Source organism: Streptomyces sp. NPDC030143 (assembly GCF_055573695.1).
Genome location: NZ_JBVIAY010000013.1, coordinates 38,459 through 62,619, shown reverse-complemented (window position 1 = coordinate 62,619; position 24,161 = coordinate 38,459). Strand labels below are relative to the sequence as shown.

Genomic DNA, 24,161 nt, shown 5'->3' with positions numbered 1-24,161 from the left:
CCGGGGCCGTCGGTACTCGGGATCCCGACCGTGTGCTCGGCGCCGTCTCCGAACGAGTGCGCGCTTCGCCCTCGCCGCGCTCCTCGCGCAGCAGCTCGAAGACGGCTTGGTCGTCGAAGTAGTGCTCCTGGTCGACCAGGTTGGACGGCGCCTCGGCGTCGCTGACGACGAACAACTCATGTCCGGTCGGCGGGGACCAGCTGCGCAGTTCGGTCTCGATGAGCGGGTTGACGTGACAGGGACGGCCGTTGACCGGGTTGTAGGCGGCCATCGCGCCGGTCGCCGCGCCCGAGGCGACGACGGGTCGGAAGGCGGCCAGGTCGTACTCCTGCAGGACGCGCGGGCGCAGGCCGGAGGAGGTGACGCAGCGGTCGTCCTCGTTGTTGTAGACGAGGAAGTGCTTGAGCACCGCGGCCGGGCGCAGGTAGGCGGGGTGGCCGCCGGCCAGGCCCGCGCAGTAGGCCGTGCCCAGCCGTGCCGTGTGTACCGGGTCCTCGGAGTAGCCCTCCTCGTTGCGGCCCCAGCGCGGGCTCGTTGCGGCCCCAGCGCGGGTCGCGCAGCAGGTTCACCACGGGGCCCACGCCTGGAAACTGTTGGTACCGATGCCGTTCGCCGTCGGGCGGTGGTAGTGGAAGGCACGCAGCTCGATGGAGACGGCCTCGGCGACCTGGTGGATCAGGTTCTCGTCCCAGGTCGCGCCAGGTCCCACGGCCTGCGGGAAGACCGTCGCCCCGCCGAGCCGGGAAACGCCGTGCAGCGCCTCCGTGCCGGTACGGGACGAGGCGATGCCGAGGCGCTCGACGGCCGGTGCGTACTGGTGCAGCAGCGCGATCCGCTCGTCGAGCGTGAGCCGCCCGAGCAGATCGTCGACGCGCTTGTCGATCGGCAGCACCGGGTCGCGGAACGGAAGCCGGGCGGCGGGCAGGGACGAAGAACCCCCGAGGACCTTTAAGCAGGCTGGTTGCGGGCTATCGAAGCGCTTCGACGCTTGCAGCTCAGCGACAGGCTGTCAACGACTTGGGCCAAAGGAATTTCTTGATGCCTGCCCCCTTGTCTCGCAAGAAGCGTGTCATTAACGTTCCCGGCCAGGTGAAGCGCTTCGACGATCCGGAGGAAGGGACCGCCGCCTTGAGCAACGGGCTGAACCGCGGAAGCTTCGTCGGCAAAGCAGGGTCGACTCCGGCTTCGGCTCCGCGCACGCACAGACGGCTCCGCTGTCCCTGCAGAAGGCGGTGGTCGTCCTGACGCTCGTACCGCTGCTGATCTTCTGCCCGTTCGGGCAGAAGCACTTCCGCACCGGTGTGCTCTCGGGCGCGATCAAGGGGTGAACCGGCCGCCCGTCTGCGCCCCCCTGTGACCGGGAGCGGCTCCACCCGCCCATTCCCCGCTGCTGGAGCGGAGCCGCTCCCTCACCACCGTCAGGAGGGACGCTCTGACGGTATGCCAGAGCAGTCGCCCAGCAGTTGCCGAGTCCCTTCTTCCCGAGGACCAGTCATGACCATCCGCAGCCTGACCGACCGCCTGGGCGGCCTCGCCTACGGCGGTGACTACAACCCCGAGCAGTGGGACGAACCGGTGTGGAAGGAGGACGACGCGCTGATGCGCCGGGCCAGGGTCAACCTGGCCACCGTAGGCATCTTCTCCTGGGCCCTGCTGGAACCGGACGAGGGCCGCTACGACTTCGCCTGGCTCGACGCCCACATCGACCGCCTCCACACGAACGGCGTGGCCGTCGACCTCGCCACCCCGACGGCCTCCCCGCCGCCCTGGTTCACCCTGGCCCACCCCGACGCGCTGCCGGTCACCCCGGACGGCACCCGCCTCACCCACGGCAGCCGCGACACCTACTGCCTCACCGCGCCCGCCTATCGCACCGCGGCCCGCCGGATCGCCTCCGCCCTGGCCGAACGCTACGGAGACCACCCCGCCCTCGCCCTGTGGCACGTCCACAACGAGTACGGCACGCTCTGCTACTGCGACCACACCGCCGCCGCCTTCCGGGGGTGGCTGCGCACCCGCCACGGCTCGCTGGACGCCCTCAACGAGGCCTGGGGAACAGCCTTCTGGAGCCAGCGCTACACCTCCTGGGAGCAACTGCTGCCGCCGCGCGTGACGCAGTGGCACAAGAACCCCGGCCAGGCACTGGACTTCCACCGCTTCTGGTCCGACGAGATCATCACCGCCTACCGCGAGCAACGCGACGCGATCCGCGCGCACAGCGACCGGCCGGTGACGACCAACCTGATGCTCCCCGCCTACCAGAACGTCGACCTGTGGGCCCTGGCCCGCGAACTCGACGTCGTCACGTCCGACCAGTACCCCAGCTCACCCGGTCTGGACGCCGCCGCCGACGTCGCCTTCCACGCCGACCGCACCCGCTCCCTGGCCGGCGGCCACCCCTGGCTGCTGATGGAACAGGGCACCAGTACCGTCTACGACCGCGACCGGGTCCTGGCCAAGGAGCCCGGGGACATCCTGCGCCACACCCTCGGCCACATCGCCCGCGGTTCGGAGGGCGCCCTCTTCTTCCAGTGGCGGCAGTCCCGGGCCGGCGCCGAGACGTGGCACTCGGCGATGGTCCCGCACGCGGGGCCGGACAGCCGCATCTTCCGTGAGGTCACGCAGGTCGGCGAGGCGGTCGCCCGGCTCGGCGAGCTGGCGGGATCGACGGTCACCGCTTCGGTGGCGGTCCTGCACGAGGCGGACGCCTGGTGGGCGCTCGGCGTGGACGGCCTGCCCTCGGCGGATCTCGACTACCACGCGGCACTCGGCCGGGCGCACCGGGCACTGTGGGACGCCGGCGTCACCGTCGACTTCGCGCACCCCGAGCACGACTTGAGCCGCTTCCCGCTCGTCATCGCACCGGCCCTGTTCCTCCTGTCCGACGGGGCGGCCGAGAACCTGCGCCGTTACGTCGCCGACGGCGGAACCCTCCTCGTCCAGCACGCGAGCGGATACGTCGACGACCGCATGCACGCCCGCCTCGGCGGCTACCCCGCCGAGCCGCTACGCGAGGCGCTGGGCATCCGCGTCGAGGAGTACCGGCCGCTGCGGCGGGACGAGCGGATCGCCCTGTCGGACGGATCGCACGGCACCGTCTGGAGCGAGTCGCTTCGCGCCGAAGGCGCGGAAACGCTCGCCGCCTACGCCGAGGGCATGCTCGCCGGCAGCCCGGCGCTGACCCGTCACCGCTTCGGTACCGGACAGGGCTGGTACCTCTCCACCCGCCTGGACGACGCCGGCTACGCCGCCCTGGTCGCCCGGCTGCTCGACGAGGCGGGAGTGGGTCCCGAGGTGCAGGGCCTGCCCGCTCAGGTCGAGGCCGTCATGCGACGCGCCCCGGACGGCCGTCGCTGGGGCGTTCTGATCAACCACCGCCCCGAGCCCGTGCCCCTGCCCGAGCCCGCCCACGACCTGCTCACGGGCAACACCTTGTCCGAACTGCCGCCCGGCGGCTGCGCGGTGCTCCGTACCGCCTGACTCCCCGCCGAGTCCCTCCCTTGCCGTCGGGGCCTGCCCCCGCGCGTTCTGACCCTTACCGGAAAGGCCATCATGACCGGCGCACCGCAGACTCCCCTTTGGGGCCAAGCGGCCCTGGAGATCGAGATCGACGTCGGCGAGGACGGCACCGCGGCTGCGCCTGGTCGAGCGTGTGTCTCATCGACTCGTACCGTCGCCGTGTACAAGGCCATCCGTGCCGACCTGCCTCAGGCCGTCCCCGCGTGGCCGCTCGACCTGCCGGCCTGGGACGACCCGTGGCTCGCCCTGACCCTGCGGACCCCCGCCACTACCTACCTCACCGTCTGGCGCCGCCCGGCAGCGAGTCCACGATGAGCCTTCCCCTGCCTCACCTCCGCGGGTCCGCCGCTCGCGTCGACGGCCTCTACCTCACCGCGAGCCAGGCCGTCGCCGCCTGGAACCCCGATGCCGCCGACCTCACGCTGACGCTGCCCACAGCTCCGTCCACCGTGCTGCTCCGCCTCACCCACACGCTGCCGGACGCGCCCTGAACCGCCGGTGACACATGACAACAACCCTCTGAAGGAAAGGGACTTGGCCGAATGTCAGAAATGCAGCGGACGGACGCCACCATGACCAACCCCGTGATCCCCGGCTTCCACCCCGACCCCAGCGTCTGCCGCGTCGGAGACGACTACTACCTCGTCTGCTCCAGCTTCGAGTACTTCCCCGGCATCCCCGTCTTCCACAGCCGTGACCTGGTGCACTGGACGCAGATCGGCAACGCCCTGGACCGGCCGACCCAACTGCGCCTGCCGGCCGCAATGCCGTCCTCCGGCGGGATCTACGCTCCCACCCTGCGCCACCACGACGGACGTTTCTGGCTGATCGTCACCAACGTGGCCGAGGGCGAGGGCAACCTGCTGTTCACCGCCACCGATCCGGCCGGGCCCTGGTCCGACCCGGTCCGACTGCCGGAGGTGAAGGGCATCGACCCGGATCTCGCCTGGGACGAGGACGGCACCTGCTGGTGCACGGTCGCCGGGGGCGCGCAGGTCCGTATCGACCCGTACACCGGCGAGACGTTCGGACCTCCGCACAAGGTGTGGGCCGGCACCCCCGGCGCCCAGGCGCCGGAGGCGCCGCATCTGTACCACATCGGCGCGTACTGGTATCTGCTCATCGCCGAGGGCGGCACCGAGCGCGGCCACGCCGTCTCGATCGCCCGCGGGCGCACGCCCACCGGCCCGTTCGAGCCGTGCCCGGCCAACCCGGTCCTCACCCACCGCGGCACTCACCGCCCGATCCAGAACACCGGTCACGCGGACCTGGTCCAGGGGCCCGACGGTTCGTGGTGGATGGTGCTTCTGGGCGTCCGGCCGCGGGGTGGCACGCCCGGCTGGCACGTGCTGGGCCGCGAGACCTTCCTGGCGCCCGTGGAGTGGGTGGAAGGCTGGCCCGTCGCCGGCGAGGTGTCGCCCGAACTGCCCGCGCCCGCCTGGCCGCTCGTCCCCGGCCCCGCCGAGGCCCACCGGGACGACTTCGACCTCAGCGGGTTGCGGCCGCAGTGGATCTCCGTACGCGACCGTCCGGAGGAGCACTGCACCACCAAGGAGCGGGCCGGCTGGCTGACGCTGCGCGCCCGCGGCGCCTCGCTGGACGAGCCGGACGTCGTGTTCGTCGGCCGCCGCCAGCAGCATCTGGCCTGCCGGGTGCGCACCCGGATCGACCCCGCCGAAGGGCGCGGTGGCCTCGCCGTCCGCCTGGACGAAGAGCACCATTACGAGATCGAGGCGGCCGAGGGCCAAGTACGCGTCCTGAGCCGCGTCGGACCGTTCCGCACTGTCGTGGCTTCCCGTCCCGTGCCGGCCGGGCCCGTGGTTCTGCGCCTCGACGTCTCCGACGCCCCTCCGAACGGCCCCCGCACCGGTCCCGACATCCTCACGTTCGGCGTCGAGGAGCAGGACGGCACCTTCACCGCACTCGGCGCACTCGACGGCCGCTATCTGTCGACGGAGGTGGCCGGCGGATTCACCGGCCGGGTCCTCGGCCTGTACGCCGCGGTCGGCACAGTCCACTTCGACTGGTTCGACCACGAGCCGCTCGGCCGGTGAACCGGCGAGGCGAGCCGAGGCACCACGTCGGCTTCCGAAGACGCCCCGCCCCCTTGCTGCCTGCCGCTCCATCCCCCCACGGGCGGAACCCGCTCGGCCAACAAGAGAGAGGTCACAGATGAAGGGAACGCACCACCCCACCGACCGGCGCAGAGGCGGCCCGGGCCGGGTGCTCGGTCTGCTGCTGGCGCTGGTCGCCGCGATAGGGCTGACCAGCACCGCCGCGTTCGCCGTACCGTCCCACGAGGGCGCGTCCGCGGCGACGAAGAACATCGCGCTCAGTCCGATGGGCACCGTGGCCGCGATGCAGCCCAGCTGGAACCTCGGCAACACCCTGGACGCCATCCCCGACGAGACGTCCTGGGGCAACCCGCCGGCGACCAAGGCCCTGTTCGACACCATCAAGGCCCAGGGTTTCCGCAGCGTCCGCATCCCCGTCACCTGGAGCGGCCACCAGTCCTCCACCGCCCCCTACACGATCGACGAGACGTGGATGAAGCGCGTCAAGCAGGTGGTCGACTGGGCGCTGGCTGACGGTCTCTACGTCGTGATCAACGTCCATCACGACTCGTGGCAGTGGATCGCCGACATGCCCACCGACCATGACGGAGTCCTGGCCCGCTTCAAGGCCACCTGGACCCAGATCGCCGCCACGTTCAGGGACTCACCGAGCAGCCTGCTCTTCGAGAGCAACAACGAGCCGCAGTTCAACAACACCACCGACGCCCAGGGCATCCAGTACAACGACGAACTGAACACCGCGTTCCACACCGTGGTGCGCCAGTCCGGCGGCAACAACGCGACCCGTCTGCTCGTCCTGCCCAGCCTGCACACCAATTCCGGCCAGGTCTTCCTGGACGCCCTGGTGAGCGAGATGAAGTCGCTGAACGACCCCCACCTCGTGGCCACCGTGCACTACTACAGCTGGTACCCGTTCAGCGTGAACATCGCCGGCGGCACCCAGTTCGACGCCACCGCGCAGAAGGACCTGACCGACAACTTCGCCCGGCTCCGCGACACCCTCGTCTCCAAGGGAATCCCCGTCTACCTGGGTGAGTACGGCCTGTTGTCGTACCCAGACCACTTCCAACGCGCGCCGCGTGTCGAACGTGGCGAGGCACTGAAGTACTTCGAGATGTTCGGATACGAGGCCCGCATCTCCGGGGTGACCACGGCCCTGTGGGACGCCTACAACTTCCTGAACCGCTCCACGCTGCAGTGGCGTGAGCCCGAGCTGATCGACCAGATCAAGTCGAGCTGGACCACCCGCTCGGGCACCGCCTCCTCGGACCGTGTCTTCCTGGCGAAGTCGAGTGCGATCACCGCCAGGACACTCACCCTGAACCCGAACGGCACCACCTTCCGCGGCGTGTGGCAGGGCGGCAAAAAGCTCGTCCGGGGCCGGGACTACACCGTCTCCGGCAACCAGCTCACGCTCACAGCCACCGCGCTGACCCGGCTCGCCGGCGACCGCGCCTACGGAGTCAACGCGACGATCGAGGCCCGTTTCTCCCGAGGTCTGCCCTGGAAGATCTACGTGACCACGTATGACAGGCCGGTGCTCTCCGACGCGACCGGTGACGCCGGCGGTCTGACCATCCCCACCCAATACCGCGGTGACCAACTGGCCACCATGGAGGCCAAGTACGCCGACGGCAGCAACGCCGGCCCGACCGACTGGACTCCCTACCAGGAGTTCAACGAGGCATTCTCTCCCGACTACCCGGGCAACGGTCTTCTCCTCACCTCCAAGTTCGTCAACTCACTGCGTGACAACACCCAGGCGACGCTCGTCTTCCACTTCTGGAGCGGAGCCACCGTGACGTACAAGGTGACGAAGAACTCAGGCTCGGTGACCGGAACCGTCGCCTGACCATTCCCCGCCCCGGGTGTCCCCTGGCACCCGGGGCTCTCTTCCTGCCCGGTCAGCCCTTCGCCGGGCCCGTGCTCTCCCGGATCGCTCGTTGCACCCACGGCGCACACCGATCGCCGACCCTGACGAGCCGAGTCTCCTCGACATACGACACCTCCCTCACGCACCGCATCCAAGGATCGCTGTGGCTGAGGGTCTGCCGTCGAGGGAGGCGAACCAGCCGTGGTCACCGCGGAGCGCCCCGCGACCTCATCGACGTGTTCGCGGCCTCCCTCCGCTGGATCGGCACAGGTGCCCGCCCGAATCGGACTTGCCAGTGCAGGTGCTGGGCCAAATGCGCTCGGACTGTGTTCTGCGCCGGGCGGCCCCGCCCCGAGAGCCGGGTACCCGGGCCGTCCGCCCCGCCACGGCGGCGAGTTCGTCCTCGGCGACCCTGCCACCTGGAACACTCCTGATGCGACGACGGTGTCCAAGACGCGTTTGTACGGCACTGCCACCGCCAGGGCCTGGGACCGGCTCCACCCCAGGCTGACCCACTCGCTCTGCGTGGGTCTCCCAGCTGGGCGCTCTGCCGGTCATCGAGGGCACTGTGATCCGTCTGCAGGTCGAATACCTGCCCAGTGGCGCGACCCCGAAGCCGGTGTGGCTGTGGTGGTCGGGCACCGATGCCGCCGACACCCAAATTGACATGCTCTGGCAGGCCTTCCTGCGACGCTTCGACATCGAGCACACGTTCCGGCTGTTCAAGCAGACGCTTGGCTGGACCTGCCCGAAGATCCGCACTCCTGAGGCGGCTGACCGGTATACCTTGCTGATCTTCGCCGTCTACACCCAGCTGCGGCTGGCCCGTCCGCTGGCGGCCGACCTGCGCCGACCGTGGGAGAAGCCGAGCCCGCCGAACAGGCTCACCCCGGCCCGCGTCCGCCGCGACTTTCGGCACCTCCGCCCGCAGGTGGCCTGCCCCGCCCAGGCACCGAAACCCTCCCGCCCGGCCCGGGACGACCACTCGGCCACAAGAACACCCGACCCACCCCACGCCACGACGTGCACACCGTCCGCAAACCAGGCACTGCGCAACAGCGAACGAAGGAGTCTTCGGGACCACTGCCATTGGTGCAGTCAAGTCAAAGCACCTCAATTCGTGGCTGAAATGGATGGTGGAAGAGCGTGGTCATGAGGAAAGCACGGCGATCAATCGCTATGAGACGCTCAGACGCGGCGGCGGGTGAAGCGCTGGTCGGGGTTGCCGCTGTAGGTCCACTGAGAGATGCGGGCGCCGTCGGCGTTCGAGTACTCCCAGACGTCCATCGCCAGGCCCGACTCCCGGTTGACGAGGCTGACCCACTTGGCCCGCCGTAGCAGATGCCGCATGCCGTCCGGAGTCGCCTCCCCGGCCCACTCGGTGATGGTCCAGCAGTTCTTGCGCGGCAGGTCCGACAGCAGGCCGAGCACCAACGTCCGTACCCGCCGACGGGGTTCGACCCGCGCGAACCGACCGGCGATCCGGCCCATCAGGCCGTCGAACGCCTCCTGCCAGCGAGCAGGGTCTACGCTGTGACCTGCGGCCACTGCATGATCGTTTGTCTTCACACACCGGTGATCAACGGTCGCCGCACCCATGTCGCCTCAGACGTCATCTGCCCTGCGAACGCAAGGAGACCACCTGTGCCGGCCGCCGCATACGAAGCACTGCTCATCGGTGGCCGCGCCGGGGTCGGCAAGACCACGGTCGGCTGGGAGATCTCCGCGCAACTCCAGGCCCTGCGCATCGCCCACTGCCTGGTCGAGGGCGACAACCTGGACCAGGCATTCCCCGCCCCGCCCGACGACCCTGCCCGCACAAGGATGACCGAGGCGAACCTCGCCGCGCTTTGGCGCAACTACGCCGCTCTGGGATACCGCAGGCTGATCTACACCAACACCGTCTCCGTTCTGGAGCTCGACCTGATCGCCCGCGCCATGGGCGGCACACCCCGCATCACCGCGGTACTCCTGACCGCCGACGACACAACCGCCCGGCAGCGCCTCGGCACCCGAGAGATCGGCAGCCAACTCGACGCCCACGTCACCCGAAGCACCGCCATGGCCCAACATCTGGAAGCCACCGCGCCCCCATGGGTCGCACGGGTATCCACCGACGGCCGCTCCGTAACCGACATCGCACGCGATGCCATCGCGGCAACCGACTGGTCAACCCAATCGGCACAGACCGTGGATCACGATCTACGGCTGGAGTATTAGGCCAGGAGAATCTCGACAGTGATTGCCCCTGCCAGCACAACATAAACCGCGCACGCGGCATAATTCAGCACAGCCGTCGCTTTTGTTGAGCCGGTGAGTCGTGCATGAAAAAATCCCGACAACACTCCGATGCACCCGTAGAGAATTATCTCCATCAGGACGTTGATTGCACCGAGAACGGCCATCTGTAATTTGGGATTCTCTGCACTTCCTATGAACTGCGGGAGCACCGCGAGGTAAAAGAGGATTATTTTCGGATTCGTCAGGCTGACCAGCACCCCTCGCAGGTACCACCTGCCTGTCGCGATATCGCCGTGTCCGTTGATCGCGCGACGCGCACTTCGCATTGTCACGTACGCCAACCACAGCAGATACGCTGCGCCCAGTATTCTCACCGCATCAAGCACCGATGGGTGCGATCCGGCGATCTCCCCCATCCCGGCAACGACGGCGGCGGCATAGACACTCATACCTGTCCCTATGCCGAGGATGGCTCTCAGCGCGGACAGGCGACCACCTTCAAGACCCACTGCGAGCATGTAGGCCATGTCGGGCCCGGGTGGAGCGAGAAAGAGCAGGATCACCGCAATGTAGCTCGGCAGTACCGCTAAATCCACCATCGTCAACTACCTCCGGCTTTGGCTTGGCATGCCGGGAGCCCCCGACGCCGACAAGATCGATCCGCGCCGAGTCGCCCCGAGTCGGTGGCCTAAACCTGCTGCAGACCTGGGAGAGCCTGATGGGGCCACTGAGCCGACGCAGAACCGCCTATGACGGTTCTAACATGTTTGCGCTTCAGGTGGCAACCGGCTAAGATGGTTCCGTGGTTATTGTTTATTTCCCTGAATTTCGCCTGGGTAAAGTACTGGCGACCAGTTTCACGGGAACCCGGTCGGAGCGGTACGGTGAAACGCTGGAGCGAATTCCTGTGCCCTCTCGGCTCGTGGACTGGTTGGCAGTCAGTGGACTCGCGGTCGATTCCTGCACTCAGTCCCAGCTCGACCGGGCTCAAAGGCTGCGGGAATCGATTCATGCAGCTGCCACCGCCGTTGCACACAAGAACCCGCTTCCCTCTCCAGCCGTCCAGGTCATCAATGACTGCAGCACTCAGGGCCTGGCCTCGGCGATCTTGACGTCCGAGGGCGACCGGAAATGGCGGCTGAGCTCTTCTTCCGTGGAAGACGCGCTCAGCGTGATCGCCGCCGATGCGATCAGTCTCCTTGCGGGAGAACGAGACGGAAAGATCTCCTTGTGCGCATCACCCACGTGCCGAGCCGCTTTCTTGGACACCAGCCGAGGCGGCACACGGAAATGGTGCGACATGAATACGTGTGGAAATCGCGAGAAGAAGGCGCGCTTCCTCGCCAACAAGCGCAATAGCTAAAGCTTTTACCGACTAGGCCTGGGACGGCAGCAGCACCCAGCAGTGGCAGATCATCCACCGCGGCCAAGGCCAGTACTCGATCGCCAACCGCGGCACGGGACTGGTCCTCGACGGCGGTGGGATGGTCGCCGCAGGGGCCGTGACCAAGCAGGGGACGTGGCAGCAGAGCACCAACCTGCTGTGGACGTCCAGCCCGGTCGCTGGACCGGCACCACTCCGGTGGCAAGCCTGCGGTCCGCGTCGGCGGGCGCCTGCGAGCCGGGAGGCGCGCCCCGCGGCGGCACGGGTGCGCTCGGCCGTGGAGGCGTTGACTTCGCCTTCGGTGCGGTGGCTGCCGCGCGCGTTCGCGGTCGCTCGAACGGCGCGTGAGCCGAGCTCTCCCGGCTGGTGGGCGGGCGCCGGGCCGGGGCCGGCCGGCGGTTCACGGCCCGCCCTCGATGACGACCGTGCGGCAACGGCCGCCCGGCGGGTGGGCCGGGCGGCCGTCGAGCTGCCGCCGTGTCGTCGGTGCTACTCCTGTGCGTGCCGGATGGCGTCCAGCACGATGTGCGCCACGTGGTCGTCGGTGAGGCTGTACTGCGTCTCGCGGGCCTGACGCCGGGCGGTGACGATCCGGGAGGTGCGCAGCACCCTCAGGTGCTGGGAGACCAGTGGCTGACTCACTCCGAGGGCGTCCACCAGCTCGTGGACGTACTTCCCGCCGCCGGACAGCTCGCGCACGATGCCCAGTCGTACCGGCGAGGCCAGTGCGCGCAGCAACTCACTCGCCGCCTGCAGGTCCTGGGCCGGCGTCTCCGCCGGAGGAGGGAAAGCCGTTGTCATATGCACACATTAGCATGTGGTAATGACTCCCGGCCGGCGAGACGGTTGCCCCGTCGGTGCGGCGCCGCGGCGCGCCGCACCGGGTCGAGGGTGAGGTCAGTGGTCGTCCCAGTGCCCCTCGTGGGCGGCGTGACGGTGGCCGTCGTGCACGTAGTCGGTGTGGTCGCCGTGCGGTACGGCCACGTGGCCGCAGTCCTCGCCGTGCTGGTGGTCGTGCTCCCCGTGGACGGCGTGGCCGGCCGGCGTGCACTCGTCGACGTGGTCCTCGTGTGCGCGGTGGATGTGGCCGTCGTGGGCGTAGTCGGTGTGGTCGCCGTGCGGGAAGGCGACGTGACCGCAGCCCTCGCCGTGGGTGTGCGTGTGGTCCTCGTGGGTGCGGTGATCGGTGGCGCTGGTCATGGGATCTCCTTGCTCGTGCTCGCGGCTGCCCGTGGCTCTCCTGCGGGGCGCTCGCATGGCGACATTAACATATAGCGATTCATGCATGCATCGTGTGGATGGACCGTCGCGGACCTCCGCTTCGATCTTCCGTCCCGGAAGGTCAACGCCGGATCAAGGAGCGGTAATGCCTTGTGGAACGGGTCGTGGCAGGCGCCGGACCCGCGCACCCGTCACCCCACCCGTTCGTCGACGCGCCCCGCAGCGCGTACGCCGTTCCGGTCATCGCCGACTGTTCGACCACCGCTGACTGCTCGACGTGCCGCCGGCATGGTGTACGGCCACCCGGTCACCCTGGTCACCGATCCGGGGCTGGAGTCGTCCATGGCCCGGTTGCTGACCGCGCACGGCGCCCAGGTCAACGTCGTCTGCGAAGCGCATCCCACGGGCGGCCGGCAGCAGGCCCGCCGCGAACGCGTGCAGCGGCTGATGGAGCGGCATCCCGGCTCCTGGTGCCCGGACCAGTACAACAACCCGGACCACGTCGCCGCCTACACCCCGCTGGCCCTGGAACTGGCCTCCGGGGGGGCCACATCGACGTGTTGGTGTGCAGTGTCGGTACCGGCGGCCACTCCGCGGGCGTCTCCCGCGTGCTGCGGCAGCTCTACCCGGAGCTGACGGTCGTCGGGGTGGACACGATCGACTCGACGATCTTCGGCCCGCCCGCCCGGCCCCGGCTCATGCGGGGTCTGGGATCCAGCTTCTACCCACGCAACGTCACGTACGAGAACTTCCCCGAGGTGCACTGGGTGGCACCGGCCGAGGCGGTGTCCACCTGCCGTCTGCTGGCCGCCTCCCGCTACGCCACCGGGGGCCGGAGCGTGGGCGCGGTGGCTCTCGTGGCCGGCTGGTTCGCCCGGACGATGCCGGCGGACGCCAGGATCGCGGCGATCTTCCCCGACCGACCGCAGCGCTAGCTGGGCACGGTGTACGACGACGACTACTGCGCCGCCCACGGCTTGTCGGACCCGCCGCCCGCCGCCGAACCGGACGTGATCGGCAGCCTGGACGAGAAGGAGGTCACGCGCTGGACCCGGTGCACCACCGTGGCCGATCCCCTCACCCTGCGGGACCGGCCGCACGACGCTGTCGAGGACAACGCCGGTCACGACCGCGACGCACAGGAGGGGGACCGGTGACCGGGCTGTTCACGCAGGTCCGCTCGTACGAGCGCAGTGTCCGGTTGCTGATGGCGAATCAGTTCACCATCAACCTCGGCTTCTACATGCTGATACCGGGGCCCGGGGTGGGGCTGTGGCTGCTCGCAGCGGTGCCCCCGACGCTCGCCGCACTGCTCCTGGCCGTGGGGGAGATGATCGCCTACCCCTTCGAGATGGACCCCATCGTCCGTCTCTGCGGTGACCGTCTCGTCGCCACGCACTACGGGCTCTACAACACCGTCTGCGGTATCGGCATCACCCTCGGCAGCCTGCTCACCGGTGCCGCGCTCGACGCGGCCCGCGCCGCCGGCATGCCGGCGCTGCCGTGGATCTCCCTGACCGTGCTCGGCCTCGCCTGCGCGGCCGCCCGGTACGGCCTGCACGCCACCGGCCGGCTGGAGGCTCCGGTCCACGGGCCCCGGGCCGCAACGGTCTCATCGCCGGCCCGGGCCGAGGGGCTGCGGGCGGGGCGAGCACCGAACGGTGCCCGCCGGGGTGCACGCGGTGCGCGCCGGAGCGCGGCCCGGCGCCCGCTCGGAGGCCGCTTGACGTCTTCCACGCTCGCGGGCCGAGGTCAGCTCAAATGAACTGTACGGTTGAGTTCAAATGAACTGAACTGTACAGTTCGGGGCGTGGCGTCCCGGCGTCACGGTGGACGGTCCTCGTTCCCCGAGCTCCGCGTCGGGGCCCCGCTCGTCGTGGCATCCGCCCGTACGCCCCCCTTGCCGCAAGGACCCGTCATGTCCCACTCCGCAGTCGGCGCCCCTCACACGCCGGAACCCGCCCACCCGGCCCCCGACCCCCGCCGCTGGACCGCCCTGGCGCTGATCTGTCTGGCCCAGTTCATGCTGATCCTGGACGTCACCGTGGTGAACGTCGCCCTCCCCGACATGGCAGCCGATCTCCGCCTCGGCCGGGCGACGCTCACCTGGGTCGTCACCGCGTACACCCTGTGTTTCGGCGGCCTGATGCTGCTCGGCGGCCGTCTCGCCGACGCGTTCGGTGCCCGCCGCACCCTTCTCGCGGGACTCGCCCTGTTCACCGCGGCGTCGCTGGTCACCGGTCTGGCGGGCACCGCCCCGGTCCTGCTCGGCGGCCGCATCGCACAGGGCGTCGGCGCCGCCCTGCTGTCCCCCTCCGCGCTGTCGATCGTCACGACCACGTTCCACGGCGCCGAACGCGCCAAGGCCCTCGGCGTGTGGGCGGCGACAGGCGGATCCGGCGCCGCGGCCGGGGTCCTGCTCGGCGGCCTGCTCACCGACGGGCCGGGCTGGCAGTGGGTCTTCTACGTCAACGTACCCGTCGGCCTCCTGGTCCTCGCCGCCGTCCCCGCGGTCGTCGCGGCCCGGCCGCCGCGGCCCGCCCGCCTCGACGTCCCCGGCGCACTGCTGGTCACCACGGGCACCGGCGCACTGATCTACGGGCTGGTGGAGGCGGGTGACTCGGGGTGGGCGGACCCCGCGACGCTGCTGCCGCTGGCCGGCGCGCTGATCGCGTACGCCCTGTTCACCGTCGCCGAACGGGTCGGCCGAGCCCCTCTGATGGACCTGCGCATGTTCACCCGGCGGCCCGTCCTCGCCGGAGCGTTCCTGATGCTGGTGGCCACAGCCCTGCTGATCGCCTTCTTCTTCCTCGGTTCGGTCTACCTCCAGCACCTGCGCGGCCTCAGCCCCACGAGGACCGGCCTCCTCTTCCTCCCCACGGCCGTCGCCACCGGCGTCGGGGCGCATCTGGGCTCCCGCCTCGTGGGGAGGATCGGCAGCCGCACCACGGCCGTCGCGGGCCTGCTGCTGGCGGCTGCCGGAACGGCGCCGCTGACCCGGCTGTCGGACACCGGCAGCGTGTACACCCTGCTGCTGCCGGGCTTCGTGGTCGCCTCCTTCGGTATCGGCGCGGTGTTCGTGACCGCCACCACCACGGCGCTCGCCATGGTCGAAGCCCGGGAGGCGGGGCTGGCGTCCGGTGTCGTCAACACCTTCCACGAGGTCGGTGGTTCGATCGGTGTGGCGGTCGTCTCCACCGTCGCGGCCTCCGGAATCGAGCGGGGCACGGCCGGCGGCTTCACCGACGCGTTCACGGTGTGCGCGGTGACGGCCGGCGTCGGCGCGGCCGTGGCCCTGGGGCTCGTACCGCGGGGCAGGCCACCGAAGACCGCTGGTCCGCACGTGCACTGAACCGACGCCCGCCCTGCGGAGCGTGCCGACCCCTGCCGCGGCGCCGGATGTGTGCCGGGGCCGCCGGATCGTCGTTCCGGCGGCCCCGGCCGTGTGGCCGAACGGTCGGCCGAGGGTCCGGAGGTCCCTGCGGGCCCGTGCGCACGAGCGCTGCGGGGACTCCGAGCGATCCGCGCCACGGCCGGGCCTGGCCTCGGATTCAGGAGAGGTCGAACCGATCGAGGTTCATCACCTTGTCCCACGCGGCCACGAAGTCGCGCACGAGCTTCCCTCCCGCGTCCCGCGACGCGTAGACCTCCGCGACGGCCCGGAGCTGGGAGTGCGAACCGAAGACGAGGTCGACCGCGGTGGCGGTCCATTTCAGCTCGCCCGTGGCGCGGTCCCGGCCTTCGAACACGTTCTCGTCCGAAGCCGATGCCTTCCACTCCGTGCCCATGTCGAGCAGGTTGACGAAGAAGTCGTTGGTCAGCGTCTCCGGCCGGTGGGTGAAGACGCCGTGCGGGGTTCGCCTGAAACCGGTGTTCAGCACCCGCATGCCGCCGATCAGCACCGTCATCTCGGGAGCGGTCAGCGTCAACAGGTTGGCGCGGTCCAGCAGGAGGGTTTCCGGCGACAGCTTCTCTCCCGCACGCAGGTAGTTGCGGAACCCGTCGGCCTTGGGCTCGAGCACGGCGAACGACTCCACGTCGGTCTGTTCCTGCGAGGCGTCCGTGCGCCCCGGTGCGAACGGGACGGTGACGTCGTACCCGGCGTCCTTCGCAGCCCGCTCGACGGCCGCGCACCCGCCCAGGACGATCAGGTCGGCGAGCGAGACCTTCGTGCCGCCGGCATGGGAGAGGTCGAAGTCCTGCCGGATCCGCTCCAGCCTCTGCACCGTCTCGGCCACCTCGGGCAGGTGGTTGACCTCCCAGTCCCTCTGCGGCGCGAGCCGAATCCGTGCCCCGTTGGCCCCGCCGCGCTTGTCGGTGCCGCGGAAGCTCGCTGCCGCCGCCCAGGCGGTCGTGACCAGCTGGGAGACGGACAGTCCCGAGGCGAGGATGCTGCTCTTGAGAGCAGCGATGTCCTCGGCCCCGACGAGCTCGTGATCCACCTCGGGGACGGGATCCTGCCACAGCTGAGGTTCCGGAACCCACGGGCCGAGGTAGCGCGCGACGGGCCCCATGTCGCGGTGCAACAGCTTGTACCACGCCTTGGCGAACGCTTCCGCGAGCTTGTCCGGGTCGTCGTGGAAGCTCTTCGCGATCGGGCCGTAGACCGGGTCCAGCTTCAGCGCGAGGTCCGTCGTCAGCATCATGGGCGCGTGCCGCTTCGACGGATCATGCGCATCGGGCACCGTGCCCTGTGCCGCCGGATCCGTGGGCGTCCACTGCTTGGCACCGGCGGGGCTCGTCGTCAGCTCCCAGTCGTACCGGAACAGGTTGTCCAGGTACCCGTTGTCCCACCTGGTCGGTTGGGAGGTCCACGCGCCCTCGAGCCCGCTGGTGAGTGTGTCGGGGCCCTTGCCGCTGCCGTAGGTGTTCCGCCAGCCGAGGCCCTGCTGCTCGAGGGCGCCGGCCTCGGGTTCCGGACCGATGTACCGGGGATCGACGGCGCCGTGACACTTGCCGAAGGTGTGGCCGCCGACGATGAGCGCGACCGTCTCCTCGTCGTTCATCGCCATGCGTCCGAATGTCTCGCGAATATCCCTGGCGGCGGCCATCGGATCCGGGTTGCCGTCGGGCCCCTCCGGATTGACGTAGATGAGTCCCATCTGCACGGCACCGAAGGGAGCGGCGAGTTCCCTGTCACCGCTGTAGCGCTCATCTCCGAGCCAGGTGTCCTCGGGTCCCCAGAAGATTTCCTCGGGTTCCCAGATGTCCTCTCGTCCGAAGCCGAACCCGAACGTCATGAACCCCATCGATTCCATGGCGCAGTTTCCGGCGAAGACCAGAAGGTCGGCCCAGGAGATTTTCTGGCCGTACTTCTGCTTGACCGGCCAGAGCAAACGGCGCGCCTTGTCGAGGCTCGCGTTGTCCGGCCAGCTGTTGAGGGGCGCGAAGCGCTGCGCGCCGCTGCCGCCGCCGCCCCGGCCGTCGGTGACACGGTACGTTCCCGCGGCGTGCCAGCTCATCCGGATGAAGAGCGGCCCGTAGTGGCCGTAGTCGGCAGGCCACCAGTCCTGTGACGTCGTCATGACCTCGAAGAGGTCCCGCTTCAGCGCGTCGAGGTCGAGAGTCGCGAACTCCCTCGCGTAGTCGAAGTCGGCGTCCATCGGATTGGAGCGGGACGAGTGCTGGTGGAGAATCTGGAGGTCCAGCTGATTCGGCCACCAGTCCCGGATCGTTCTGGGCCGAGTCGGTGCGGGAGTCGGGGAGTCGATTGCCGGGTTTTCGCTTTCGCTGCCGGACACGGACGTCCTTCTTTCTGTCTCGGTGTTCTCACGCACAATGCCGATGATGGTGATGTGTCGGCGTCCGTATGGTCGCGCACGCCACACCGCACCGCTACGAAACACGCAGAGCACCCCCGCATGACAAACATACGAGAAGAGGCGCCCTCTCGGCTTTCCCGGTGGCTTCCGGAACACGCCGAATCCGGTCCCGGCATCTTCCGAACGAGGGTCCCGGCCCCTCCCGACGACGGTCCCGGCTCCCGACGACGGTCCTGGCTCCCGACGACGGTCCCGGCCCCTCCCGACGACGAACCGTCGAGGAAACGGCCGGGAACTCGTACCGCCACCCGTCGCCGGCGCCGCCCTCGGGCCGGGTCAGCCCCCGGCCGCGCCCGGCGGTTCCGTCAGGGCACGCAGGTCGGTGAGTATCCGCGCGTCCGTTCCCTCCAGGGCGGACAGCGCGCTGCTCCATCGGCCACGCGCCGCCCCATCGTCTCCGAGCGCTCGCAGGACGTGCCCGAACTCGTGCTCGGCCAGACCCCGACCGTAGGAGTCGCCGCGCGCGGCGGCCTCCCCGAGCAGCGCGGCGCACGCGTCCCGGGCCTCCCCGACGCGGCCCAGCGCGCGCAGGGCCTGGGCCCGGCCGAGGCGCGTCTCCCGCTCCGCGTTCCAGTGCGCCGTGCCGCCCGCCATGACGCGCAACGCCTCCTCGAAGCTCCGCAGGGCCCCGGCGGGCTCGCCGAGGCCCAGGAGCGCACGGCCCGTGTTGCACAGGGCGACCTGCTCGATCACGACGCTGCCGGCCTTCCGCGCGAGTTCCCTGCTGCGCAGGTGGTACGCGACGGCCGAGCGCAGGTCGGTGAGCTCGGCCACGTACCCCTGGTGCCCGAGGAGCAACGCCTCCTCGCCGGGGGTGAGGTGGTCCGGGCGCAGGGCGAGACACCGTGCCAACGTCGCCCGGGCATCGGCGGCCCGGCCGAGCTCACGCAGCAGTGCGGCCCGGTTGCCGAGGTGACGCATCCGGGCCATGTCGTCGGCAAGGTGCTCGCTGAGCTCCACCGCTTCGTCGAGGATCAGCAGGGCCTGCCGGACGTGTCCGGCCGAGTAGTGCGCGGAGGCGAGATGGCCCAGCGCCCGCCCTTCGGCCGCGGTGTTGCCGCTGGACCTGGCCAGGGTGACGGCGTGCCGCGTCAGGCGTTCGAGGTCCCGCGCCCGGCCGCGGTCGTGCAGGTAGGGGAACAGGGAGTGGATCAGGTCCAGGGTGCGCGTCGGGCCCAGGCGCCCGCCCGCACCGGAGCCCGCCAGGAACAGCAGGTTCGCCGCTTCCGCGTCACCCCAGGCCAGCGCCGCCGCGGTGTCGGCGAAGACCGTCCCGGTCCCGGCTCCGGGGTGCCGTAGGTGCTCGAGCGCCCGCCCGGGGTTCGGCCGCAGGGCCGCGGCACAGTGCGCCAGCCGCTCCTCGTACCAGCCCAGGGCCCGTTCGACGGCTTCCGCGTTCCGGGCCTGCTCACCGGGCCGCCCGGCGAGTTCCCGGGCGAAGTCACGGACCAGGTCGTGCGGGGCGTATCGGCCCCAGCACACCTCCTGGAGCAGCGCCACCTCCGCCAGGCGGTCCAGGGTCTTCTCGGCGCTCCGCTCCGTGCGGTCCATGGCGGTGGCCAGCAGGGGTGCCCCGTACTCGGGCAGGTCCAGCGCACCGATGAGGACCAGGGCCGCAGCGGCGTCACCGTCGTGCGGGTCGCCCGAGCCCTCGAGCGCCTCATGGGCCGCCACCAGGGAGCGGCGCACGCTGAGGTCCTCCAGTTCGAGGTGGTCCAGGCGGTCCTCCTGCCGGGCGAGGCGTTCCACCAGTGCCTCCACCGGCAGGGTCCGCCGGCTCCTCAGCCGGGCCGCGGAGATCCGCAGCGCCAGGGGCAGGTGGCCGCACAGGGCCACGAGCCGGTCGACCGGTCCGGCGTCGGACGCGGCCCAGGACCGGCCCGAGGCCCGCTCCAGCAGGAGGGCGCCGTCCCGTGGTGAGAGCGGCTCGAGCCGGACGTGCGTGGAGGCCTCCAGGGCGGCCAGCCGCCGTCTGCTGGTCAGCAGTACGGCGCAGCCGGGCCCGGCCGGCAGCAGCGGACGTACCTGACTCACCGACGCCGCGTCGTCGAGGACGAGCAGCGTTCGGGTGGGGGCGAGCACGGAGCGCAGCAGCGCGGAGGCGGCGCCCACGTCGCCCGGGATCCGCCGGGCGTCCACGCCGAGGCCGTGCAGGAGGACGGCGAGGGCGTCGGCGGGTTCGAGGGGGGCCACGCCGGGTGTGGCCCCGTGCAGGTTCAGGTAGAGCTGACCGTCGGGGAACTCGTGCCTGAGCCCTTCCGCGACGTGCAGGGCGAGGCCCGTCTTCCCGACGCCCGGCATTCCGCTGATCACGGCGAGCGCGGTGCGGTCGCGGCCGGACCCCAGCGCGCCGCGGATCCCGGCGATGTGCTCGGCACGGCCGACGAAGTCGCCGGGCGGCGCCGGAAGCTGCGCCGGCCTCGGGGGCGTCCGCGCCGCGGGAACCGCCGGGGTGCCGGTCGTGGCGAGGGGTGACGCGCGGTGCGGGGCGCTGCGGAGCACCTCACGGTGGGCGTCCTGGACGGCGGGTCCGGGCTCCACCCCGAGTTCCTCGACCAGGGTCCGGCGCAGCGAGCGGAAGAGCGCCAGCGCCTCGGCCCGGCGGTCCGTGCGGCCGAGGACGAGGATCAGCTGCCGGTGCAGCGCTTCCCGGAACGGATGCTCCTTGACGAGGACGCCCAGTTCGGCGGCGAGCCCGTCGAGGCGGTCCAGGCGCAGCAGAGCCTCGAAGCGGCATTCGAGTGCCTGCAACCGTTGCTCCTGGAGGAACGACACGACGGGGTGGTCGGTGAGGGCGGGCACATCGGCGAACGGTGTGCCGTGCCACAGGGCCAGGGCGGCACCGGCCGCCTGCTCCACCGCCCCCCAGTCCTCCCGTCGGCGGGCCTCCCGCGCTCGACGTACCCGCTCTTCGAACACCTCACGGTCCAACTCGCCCTCTCGCACCCGCATCGAGAGACCGTGGGGCATGGTGCGCAGGCGCGTGCCGCCGACGTCGCGCAGGCTTCGCCGCAGCCGGGCGACGTGGTTGTGCAGCGAGGCGGTGGCCGTCGGCGGTGGCCCCTCGCCCCACAGCACCGTCATCACCGTGTCCAGCGGCACCGTGCGGTTGGGCTCCAGCAGCAGCGCGGCGAGCAGCGAGCGGGGCTTCGGCCCGCCGAGGGCGACGGCCACACCGTCGTCGTCGACCGCCGTGAGTGATCCCAGTACCGCGAACCTCACCGCCCCCCCTTCCCCCTGGCGTCGTGCCCCAGAACACCGCATGTCCGGCGTCGACCGAAGAACATCATTTTTGTTCAGCACCGGTCAGGGTTCAAAGCGGTCACCTCATCGCCGTTGGCGCGGTGTTGGCGGCCGGTTGGACGCGGTCGGCACGATGCCCGTCCCGCACACGAGGAAGGGCTGGTGCACATGTCGACACGCCGGATACGGACGACGCTGGTGGGCGTGACAGCGATCGCAGCGGCAGGAGCAGCCGTGCTCACGACCCCGGCGGCCGCGGCCGACGGCACGGCCACCGCCGCCAAGACGCGGGAGTCCCGGCACGCTGCCACCCGGGCCGCCATGGACGCGGCCGTCGCCGCGGGCGTGCCGGGGGTGGTGGCCGAGGTGCGCGACACCCACGGGGTGTGGAAGGGCGCCTCGGGCGTCGCCGACCTCTCCACGCAGCGGACCCGCGGCAACGGCGACCGGTTTCGCGCGGGGAGCGTCACCAAGACGCTGGTGGCGACCGTCATGCTCCAGCTCCAGGCGGAAGGGAGGGCCGATCTCGACGCCACCGTCGACCACTATCTGCCCGGCCTGGTGCGGGGCAACGGCCACGACGGCACGAGGATCACGGTCCGTCAGCTGATGAACCACACCAGCGGCATCTTCAACTTCACCGAGGACGCCGCGTTCTCGAAGAAGGTGCTGGGCATCGACTTCCTCGAGTCCCGGTACGACGACTGGACCCCGCAGCAGGTCATCGCCCTCGCCCTGCGCAACCCGCCTCAGTTCGAGCCCGGCACCTCCTGGAAGTACTCCAACACCAACTACCTCCTGCTGGGGCTGATCATCGAGAAGCTGACCGGCAGGCCCTACGCCGAGGAGATCGGGCGGCGCATCACCGGGCCGCTCGCCCTGCGCGCCACGTACTTCCCCGGCACCGACCCGCACGTGCCCGCGCCCACCCGGCACTACTCCACCTTCACGGAGGACCCGGGGAAGACCTACGACGTGACCGAGCTCAACCCCTCCTGGGCCTGGGCGGCGGGCGAGATGGTCACCAACTCCGCCGACCTCAACCGCTTCTACACCGCCCTCCTCAGCGGCAGACTGCTGCGCCCCGCGCAGCTCCGGCAGATGACGACGATGGTCTCGACCGAGGGCAACCTGCCGCGCCAGCGCTACGGCCTGGGTCTCATCGAGTACGAGACGAGCTGCGGGATCAAGGTGTTCGGCCACTCCGGCGGTATCCACGGCTCCTCGACACAGGCCTTCGGCACCAAGGACGGCCGGCACATGATCGCCCTGAACTTCAACGGCGACTGGGTCGGCGGCGGCAAGAACGTCGTCTCTGCCGAGTTCTGCCCGCCCGCTTCGGCGACCGGCTGACGTCGGGCCGGTACGCCTTCCCCGCCGGTGCGGTGCCCTGACGTCGGTCGGGGCACCCTTCCGCCAACCGCGCTCCCCGGTACCGACCCGCGCGGAGCGCCCGACGGGACGCCTCGCCGGGTCCACGAGGACGGCGGCCCTTGCGATCGCACGCACCGGACGCCGCGACCTGATCGGCCTCCCCTCTTGTTCGGAGCCCTCAGGCCGTGCGGCGCGCGACGAGTCGGACGGGGACCTCGGCGTAGGTGTTCAGCAGGGTGTTCTCCGCGATCACCGGCTCACCGGTGAACTCCACGCGCTCGACGCGATCGAGAAGCGCGTGGATCAGGGAGTGCAACTCGAGACGGGCGACGCCCTGGCCGACGCAGTTGTGCGCGCCGTGTCCGAACCCGAGGTGGTCGACCGGGTTGCGCCGGACGTCGAACTCGTCCGCGCGCTCCCACTTGCGCTCGTCGCGGTTGGCGGAGGCGAACAGGGCCCACACCCGGGCACCCTGCGGGATCGCCACCCCCGCGAGCTCCGTGTCCCTGGCCGCGACGCGGGTGAGGCCCCGCACCGGACTCTCGAACCGGAGGAGTTCGTTGACTGTCGAGCCCACGAGCCCGGGCTCGGCGCGCAGAGCGGCCCACTGGTCCGGACGCTCGGCGAAGACGACGAGCAGATGGCCGATCACCGCGGCCGTCGTCTCCAGCGACGGGCCGATGAAGTCGACGAGAAGCAGCGGGCACTTCTCCTTGGGGATGACACCCTGATCGGCGGCCTCGAGCATGGCGGCTCCGGGGCTTCCCGGTGCGAGCTCCCTGTTCTGCGCGAGCTCGTGGGCGAACGCGAACAGGCGCTGCGTCATCTCCATGTTGTGCGGGGTGCGTTCCGTGACCGGGCCCAGAAGGTCGTTGCCGACCTGTCCCCACGCGTAGAGGTGCTCACGGTTGCGGTCGGGCAGTCCGAGCAGGTCGGGTATGACCAGCATCGGCAGCGCCTGGGCCAGCTCGGCGACGCCGTCGATCTCGCCCCGGGCGACGACGTCGGCGACGAGGTCGCGCGCCTTGCGGGCGATCTCCTCCCGGCGGCCGCGCAGGGCGCCCGGCCGCAGGCCGGCCCCGACGACGGAACGCAGCAGGCCGTGTTCCGGCGGGTCGCTGACGAGCGTGACGCCCCGCATGATCTGGTTCACGGCGGGATTGAAGCCCACGCCCTCGCCGGAGACGAAGGTGCCGTGATCGGCCAGCGCGGCCTTCACCTCGTCGTACCGCGTGACCGCGTACACGTCCGGATCGCGCAGCCGGACGACGGCACCCAGCTCCCGCAGGTGTCGGTACTGCTCGTAGCGCGTGCGCTGGTCCGAGGTGGCGAACATGTCGATCTCTGTCGTGGGTGCGACGGCCACGGGTTCCTCCTCAGCGGGGTCCGGCGAGACCGAGATGCACGGC

Annotated in this window: 16 protein-coding genes and 5 pseudogenes; 13 read left to right on the top strand and 8 right to left on the bottom strand. The window is 70.5% G+C overall.

From position 1 onward, the window contains the following. Nucleotides 1–112: 112 nt before the first annotated feature. Nucleotides 113–925: pseudogene (locus ACZ4YY_RS22375) on the bottom strand (glycoside hydrolase family 3 N-terminal domain-containing protein); the annotation flags it as partial. Nucleotides 926–1,494: 569 nt separating this feature from the next. Between ACZ4YY_RS22375 and ACZ4YY_RS22370 the strand changes: the two are divergent. From ACZ4YY_RS22370 to ACZ4YY_RS22345, 6 genes and pseudogenes are all read left to right on the top strand, one after another. Continuing rightward, nucleotides 1,495–3,480 carry a beta-galactosidase gene (locus ACZ4YY_RS22370; RefSeq protein ID WP_468292837.1) on the top strand — a complete coding sequence of 662 codons (1,986 nt, stop codon included), beginning with the start codon at nucleotides 1,495–1,497 and terminating at the stop codon, nucleotides 3,478–3,480. Nucleotides 3,481–3,678: 198 nt separating this feature from the next. Further along, nucleotides 3,679–3,834, top strand: a complete 156-nt coding sequence (locus ACZ4YY_RS22365) for a hypothetical protein (RefSeq protein ID WP_468292834.1) — start codon at nucleotides 3,679–3,681, stop codon at nucleotides 3,832–3,834. Further along, on the top strand, nucleotides 3,831–4,010 hold the full coding sequence (locus ACZ4YY_RS22360) for a hypothetical protein (RefSeq protein WP_468292832.1): 180 nt from the start codon (nucleotides 3,831–3,833) through the stop codon (nucleotides 4,008–4,010). The genes ACZ4YY_RS22365 and ACZ4YY_RS22360 overlap by 4 nt, the downstream gene beginning before the upstream one ends. Before the next feature lie 51 nt (nucleotides 4,011–4,061). Next, nucleotides 4,062–5,573: a glycoside hydrolase family 43 protein gene (locus tag ACZ4YY_RS22355; RefSeq protein ID WP_468292829.1), complete on the top strand. Its 1,512-nt coding sequence runs from the start codon at nucleotides 4,062–4,064 to the stop codon at nucleotides 5,571–5,573. 118 nt (nucleotides 5,574–5,691) lie between these two features. Next, nucleotides 5,692–7,446, top strand: a complete 1,755-nt coding sequence (locus ACZ4YY_RS22350; RefSeq protein ID WP_468292826.1) for a cellulase family glycosylhydrolase — start codon at nucleotides 5,692–5,694, stop codon at nucleotides 7,444–7,446. 307 nt (nucleotides 7,447–7,753) lie between these two features. Beyond that, nucleotides 7,754–8,595 (top strand): annotated as a pseudogene (locus tag ACZ4YY_RS22345) (transposase); the annotation flags it as partial. Nucleotides 8,596–8,655: 60 nt separating this feature from the next. On the opposite strand, the gene ACZ4YY_RS22340 reads toward ACZ4YY_RS22345, so the two are convergent. Beyond that, nucleotides 8,656–8,958 carry an RICIN domain-containing protein gene (locus ACZ4YY_RS22340; protein WP_468293232.1) on the bottom strand — a complete coding sequence of 101 codons (303 nt, stop codon included), beginning with the start codon at nucleotides 8,956–8,958 and terminating at the stop codon, nucleotides 8,656–8,658. A gap of 153 nt (nucleotides 8,959–9,111) precedes the next feature. Between ACZ4YY_RS22340 and ACZ4YY_RS22335 the strand changes: the two genes are divergently transcribed. After that, nucleotides 9,112–9,687 (top strand): P-loop nucleotide/nucleoside kinase family protein, encoded by a 576-nt coding sequence (locus ACZ4YY_RS22335; RefSeq protein WP_468292823.1) that lies wholly within the window; start codon nucleotides 9,112–9,114, stop codon nucleotides 9,685–9,687. Here the strand turns inward: ACZ4YY_RS22335 and ACZ4YY_RS22330 are convergent. Next, nucleotides 9,684–10,307 carry a LysE family translocator gene (locus tag ACZ4YY_RS22330; protein ID WP_468292820.1) on the bottom strand — a complete coding sequence of 208 codons (624 nt, stop codon included), beginning with the start codon at nucleotides 10,305–10,307 and terminating at the stop codon, nucleotides 9,684–9,686. The two genes, ACZ4YY_RS22335 and ACZ4YY_RS22330, sit on opposite strands and share 4 nt — an antisense overlap. A 203-nt stretch (nucleotides 10,308–10,510) precedes the next feature. On the opposite strand from ACZ4YY_RS22330, the gene ACZ4YY_RS22325 reads away from it, so the two are divergent. Then, nucleotides 10,511–11,071 carry a CGNR zinc finger domain-containing protein gene (locus ACZ4YY_RS22325; protein WP_468292817.1) on the top strand — a complete coding sequence of 187 codons (561 nt, stop codon included), beginning with the start codon at nucleotides 10,511–10,513 and terminating at the stop codon, nucleotides 11,069–11,071. 16 nt (nucleotides 11,072–11,087) lie between these two features. Then, nucleotides 11,088–11,258: pseudogene (locus tag ACZ4YY_RS22320) on the top strand (RICIN domain-containing protein); the annotation flags it as partial. 323 nt (nucleotides 11,259–11,581) lie between these two features. Here the strand turns inward: ACZ4YY_RS22320 and ACZ4YY_RS22315 are convergent. Together ACZ4YY_RS22315 and ACZ4YY_RS22310 are read right to left on the bottom strand one after the other, a co-directional pair. Then, nucleotides 11,582–11,893: an ArsR/SmtB family transcription factor gene (locus ACZ4YY_RS22315; RefSeq protein ID WP_468292815.1), complete on the bottom strand. Its 312-nt coding sequence runs from the start codon at nucleotides 11,891–11,893 to the stop codon at nucleotides 11,582–11,584. 96 nt (nucleotides 11,894–11,989) lie between these two features. Continuing rightward, nucleotides 11,990–12,292 (bottom strand): hypothetical protein, encoded by a 303-nt coding sequence (locus ACZ4YY_RS22310; protein WP_468292812.1) that lies wholly within the window; start codon nucleotides 12,290–12,292, stop codon nucleotides 11,990–11,992. Nucleotides 12,293–12,592: 300 nt separating this feature from the next. Here ACZ4YY_RS22310 and ACZ4YY_RS22305 point away from each other — a divergent pair. From ACZ4YY_RS22305 to ACZ4YY_RS22295, 3 genes and pseudogenes are all read left to right on the top strand, one after another. Further along, a pseudogene (locus ACZ4YY_RS22305) lies at nucleotides 12,593–13,470 on the top strand (pyridoxal-phosphate dependent enzyme); the annotation flags it as partial. Nucleotides 13,471–13,562: 92 nt separating this feature from the next. Beyond that, nucleotides 13,563–13,919, top strand: a pseudogene (locus ACZ4YY_RS22300) (MFS transporter); the annotation flags it as partial. 312 nt (nucleotides 13,920–14,231) lie between these two features. Then, nucleotides 14,232–15,665 (top strand): MFS transporter, encoded by a 1,434-nt coding sequence (locus ACZ4YY_RS22295; protein WP_468292809.1) that lies wholly within the window; start codon nucleotides 14,232–14,234, stop codon nucleotides 15,663–15,665. A 199-nt stretch (nucleotides 15,666–15,864) separates the two neighbouring features. Here the strand turns inward: ACZ4YY_RS22295 and katG are convergent, their stop codons facing one another. Beyond that, entirely contained in the window at nucleotides 15,865–18,054 is a 2,190-nt protein-coding gene (katG, locus tag ACZ4YY_RS22290) for a catalase/peroxidase HPI (protein WP_468293229.1), read from the bottom strand. Nucleotides 18,055–18,411: 357 nt separating this feature from the next. Continuing rightward, complete coding sequence (locus ACZ4YY_RS22285; protein WP_468292806.1) at nucleotides 18,412–21,357, bottom strand: AfsR/SARP family transcriptional regulator; 2,946 nt, start codon at nucleotides 21,355–21,357, stop codon at nucleotides 18,412–18,414. Between the two features lie 189 nt (nucleotides 21,358–21,546). Between ACZ4YY_RS22285 and ACZ4YY_RS22280 the strand changes: the two genes are divergently transcribed. Beyond that, complete coding sequence (locus ACZ4YY_RS22280; protein ID WP_468293226.1) at nucleotides 21,547–22,731, top strand: serine hydrolase domain-containing protein; 1,185 nt, start codon at nucleotides 21,547–21,549, stop codon at nucleotides 22,729–22,731. Nucleotides 22,732–22,930: 199 nt separating this feature from the next. On the opposite strand, the gene ACZ4YY_RS22275 is transcribed toward ACZ4YY_RS22280, so the two are convergent. Beyond that, complete coding sequence (locus tag ACZ4YY_RS22275; RefSeq protein ID WP_468292803.1) at nucleotides 22,931–24,118, bottom strand: cytochrome P450; 1,188 nt, start codon at nucleotides 24,116–24,118, stop codon at nucleotides 22,931–22,933. Between the last annotated feature and the right edge of the window lie 43 nt (nucleotides 24,119–24,161).

Coding starts and splice junctions, on each gene's coding strand:
- ACZ4YY_RS22340 (WP_468293232.1), bottom strand. CDS start 8,958: ATGGGCCGGATCGCCGGTCGGTTCGCGCGGGTCGAACCCCGTCGGCGG.
- ACZ4YY_RS22355 (WP_468292829.1), top strand. CDS start 4,062: ATGTCAGAAATGCAGCGGACGGACGCCACCATGACCAACCCCGTGATC.
- ACZ4YY_RS22360 (WP_468292832.1), top strand. CDS start 3,831: ATGAGCCTTCCCCTGCCTCACCTCCGCGGGTCCGCCGCTCGCGTCGAC.
- ACZ4YY_RS22350 (WP_468292826.1), top strand. CDS start 5,692: ATGAAGGGAACGCACCACCCCACCGACCGGCGCAGAGGCGGCCCGGGC.
- ACZ4YY_RS22295 (WP_468292809.1), top strand. CDS start 14,232: ATGTCCCACTCCGCAGTCGGCGCCCCTCACACGCCGGAACCCGCCCAC.
- ACZ4YY_RS22370 (WP_468292837.1), top strand. CDS start 1,495: ATGACCATCCGCAGCCTGACCGACCGCCTGGGCGGCCTCGCCTACGGC.
- ACZ4YY_RS22310 (WP_468292812.1), bottom strand. CDS start 12,292: ATGACCAGCGCCACCGATCACCGCACCCACGAGGACCACACGCACACC.
- ACZ4YY_RS22330 (WP_468292820.1), bottom strand. CDS start 10,307: ATGGTGGATTTAGCGGTACTGCCGAGCTACATTGCGGTGATCCTGCTC.
- ACZ4YY_RS22315 (WP_468292815.1), bottom strand. CDS start 11,893: ATGACAACGGCTTTCCCTCCTCCGGCGGAGACGCCGGCCCAGGACCTG.
- ACZ4YY_RS22280 (WP_468293226.1), top strand. CDS start 21,547: ATGTCGACACGCCGGATACGGACGACGCTGGTGGGCGTGACAGCGATC.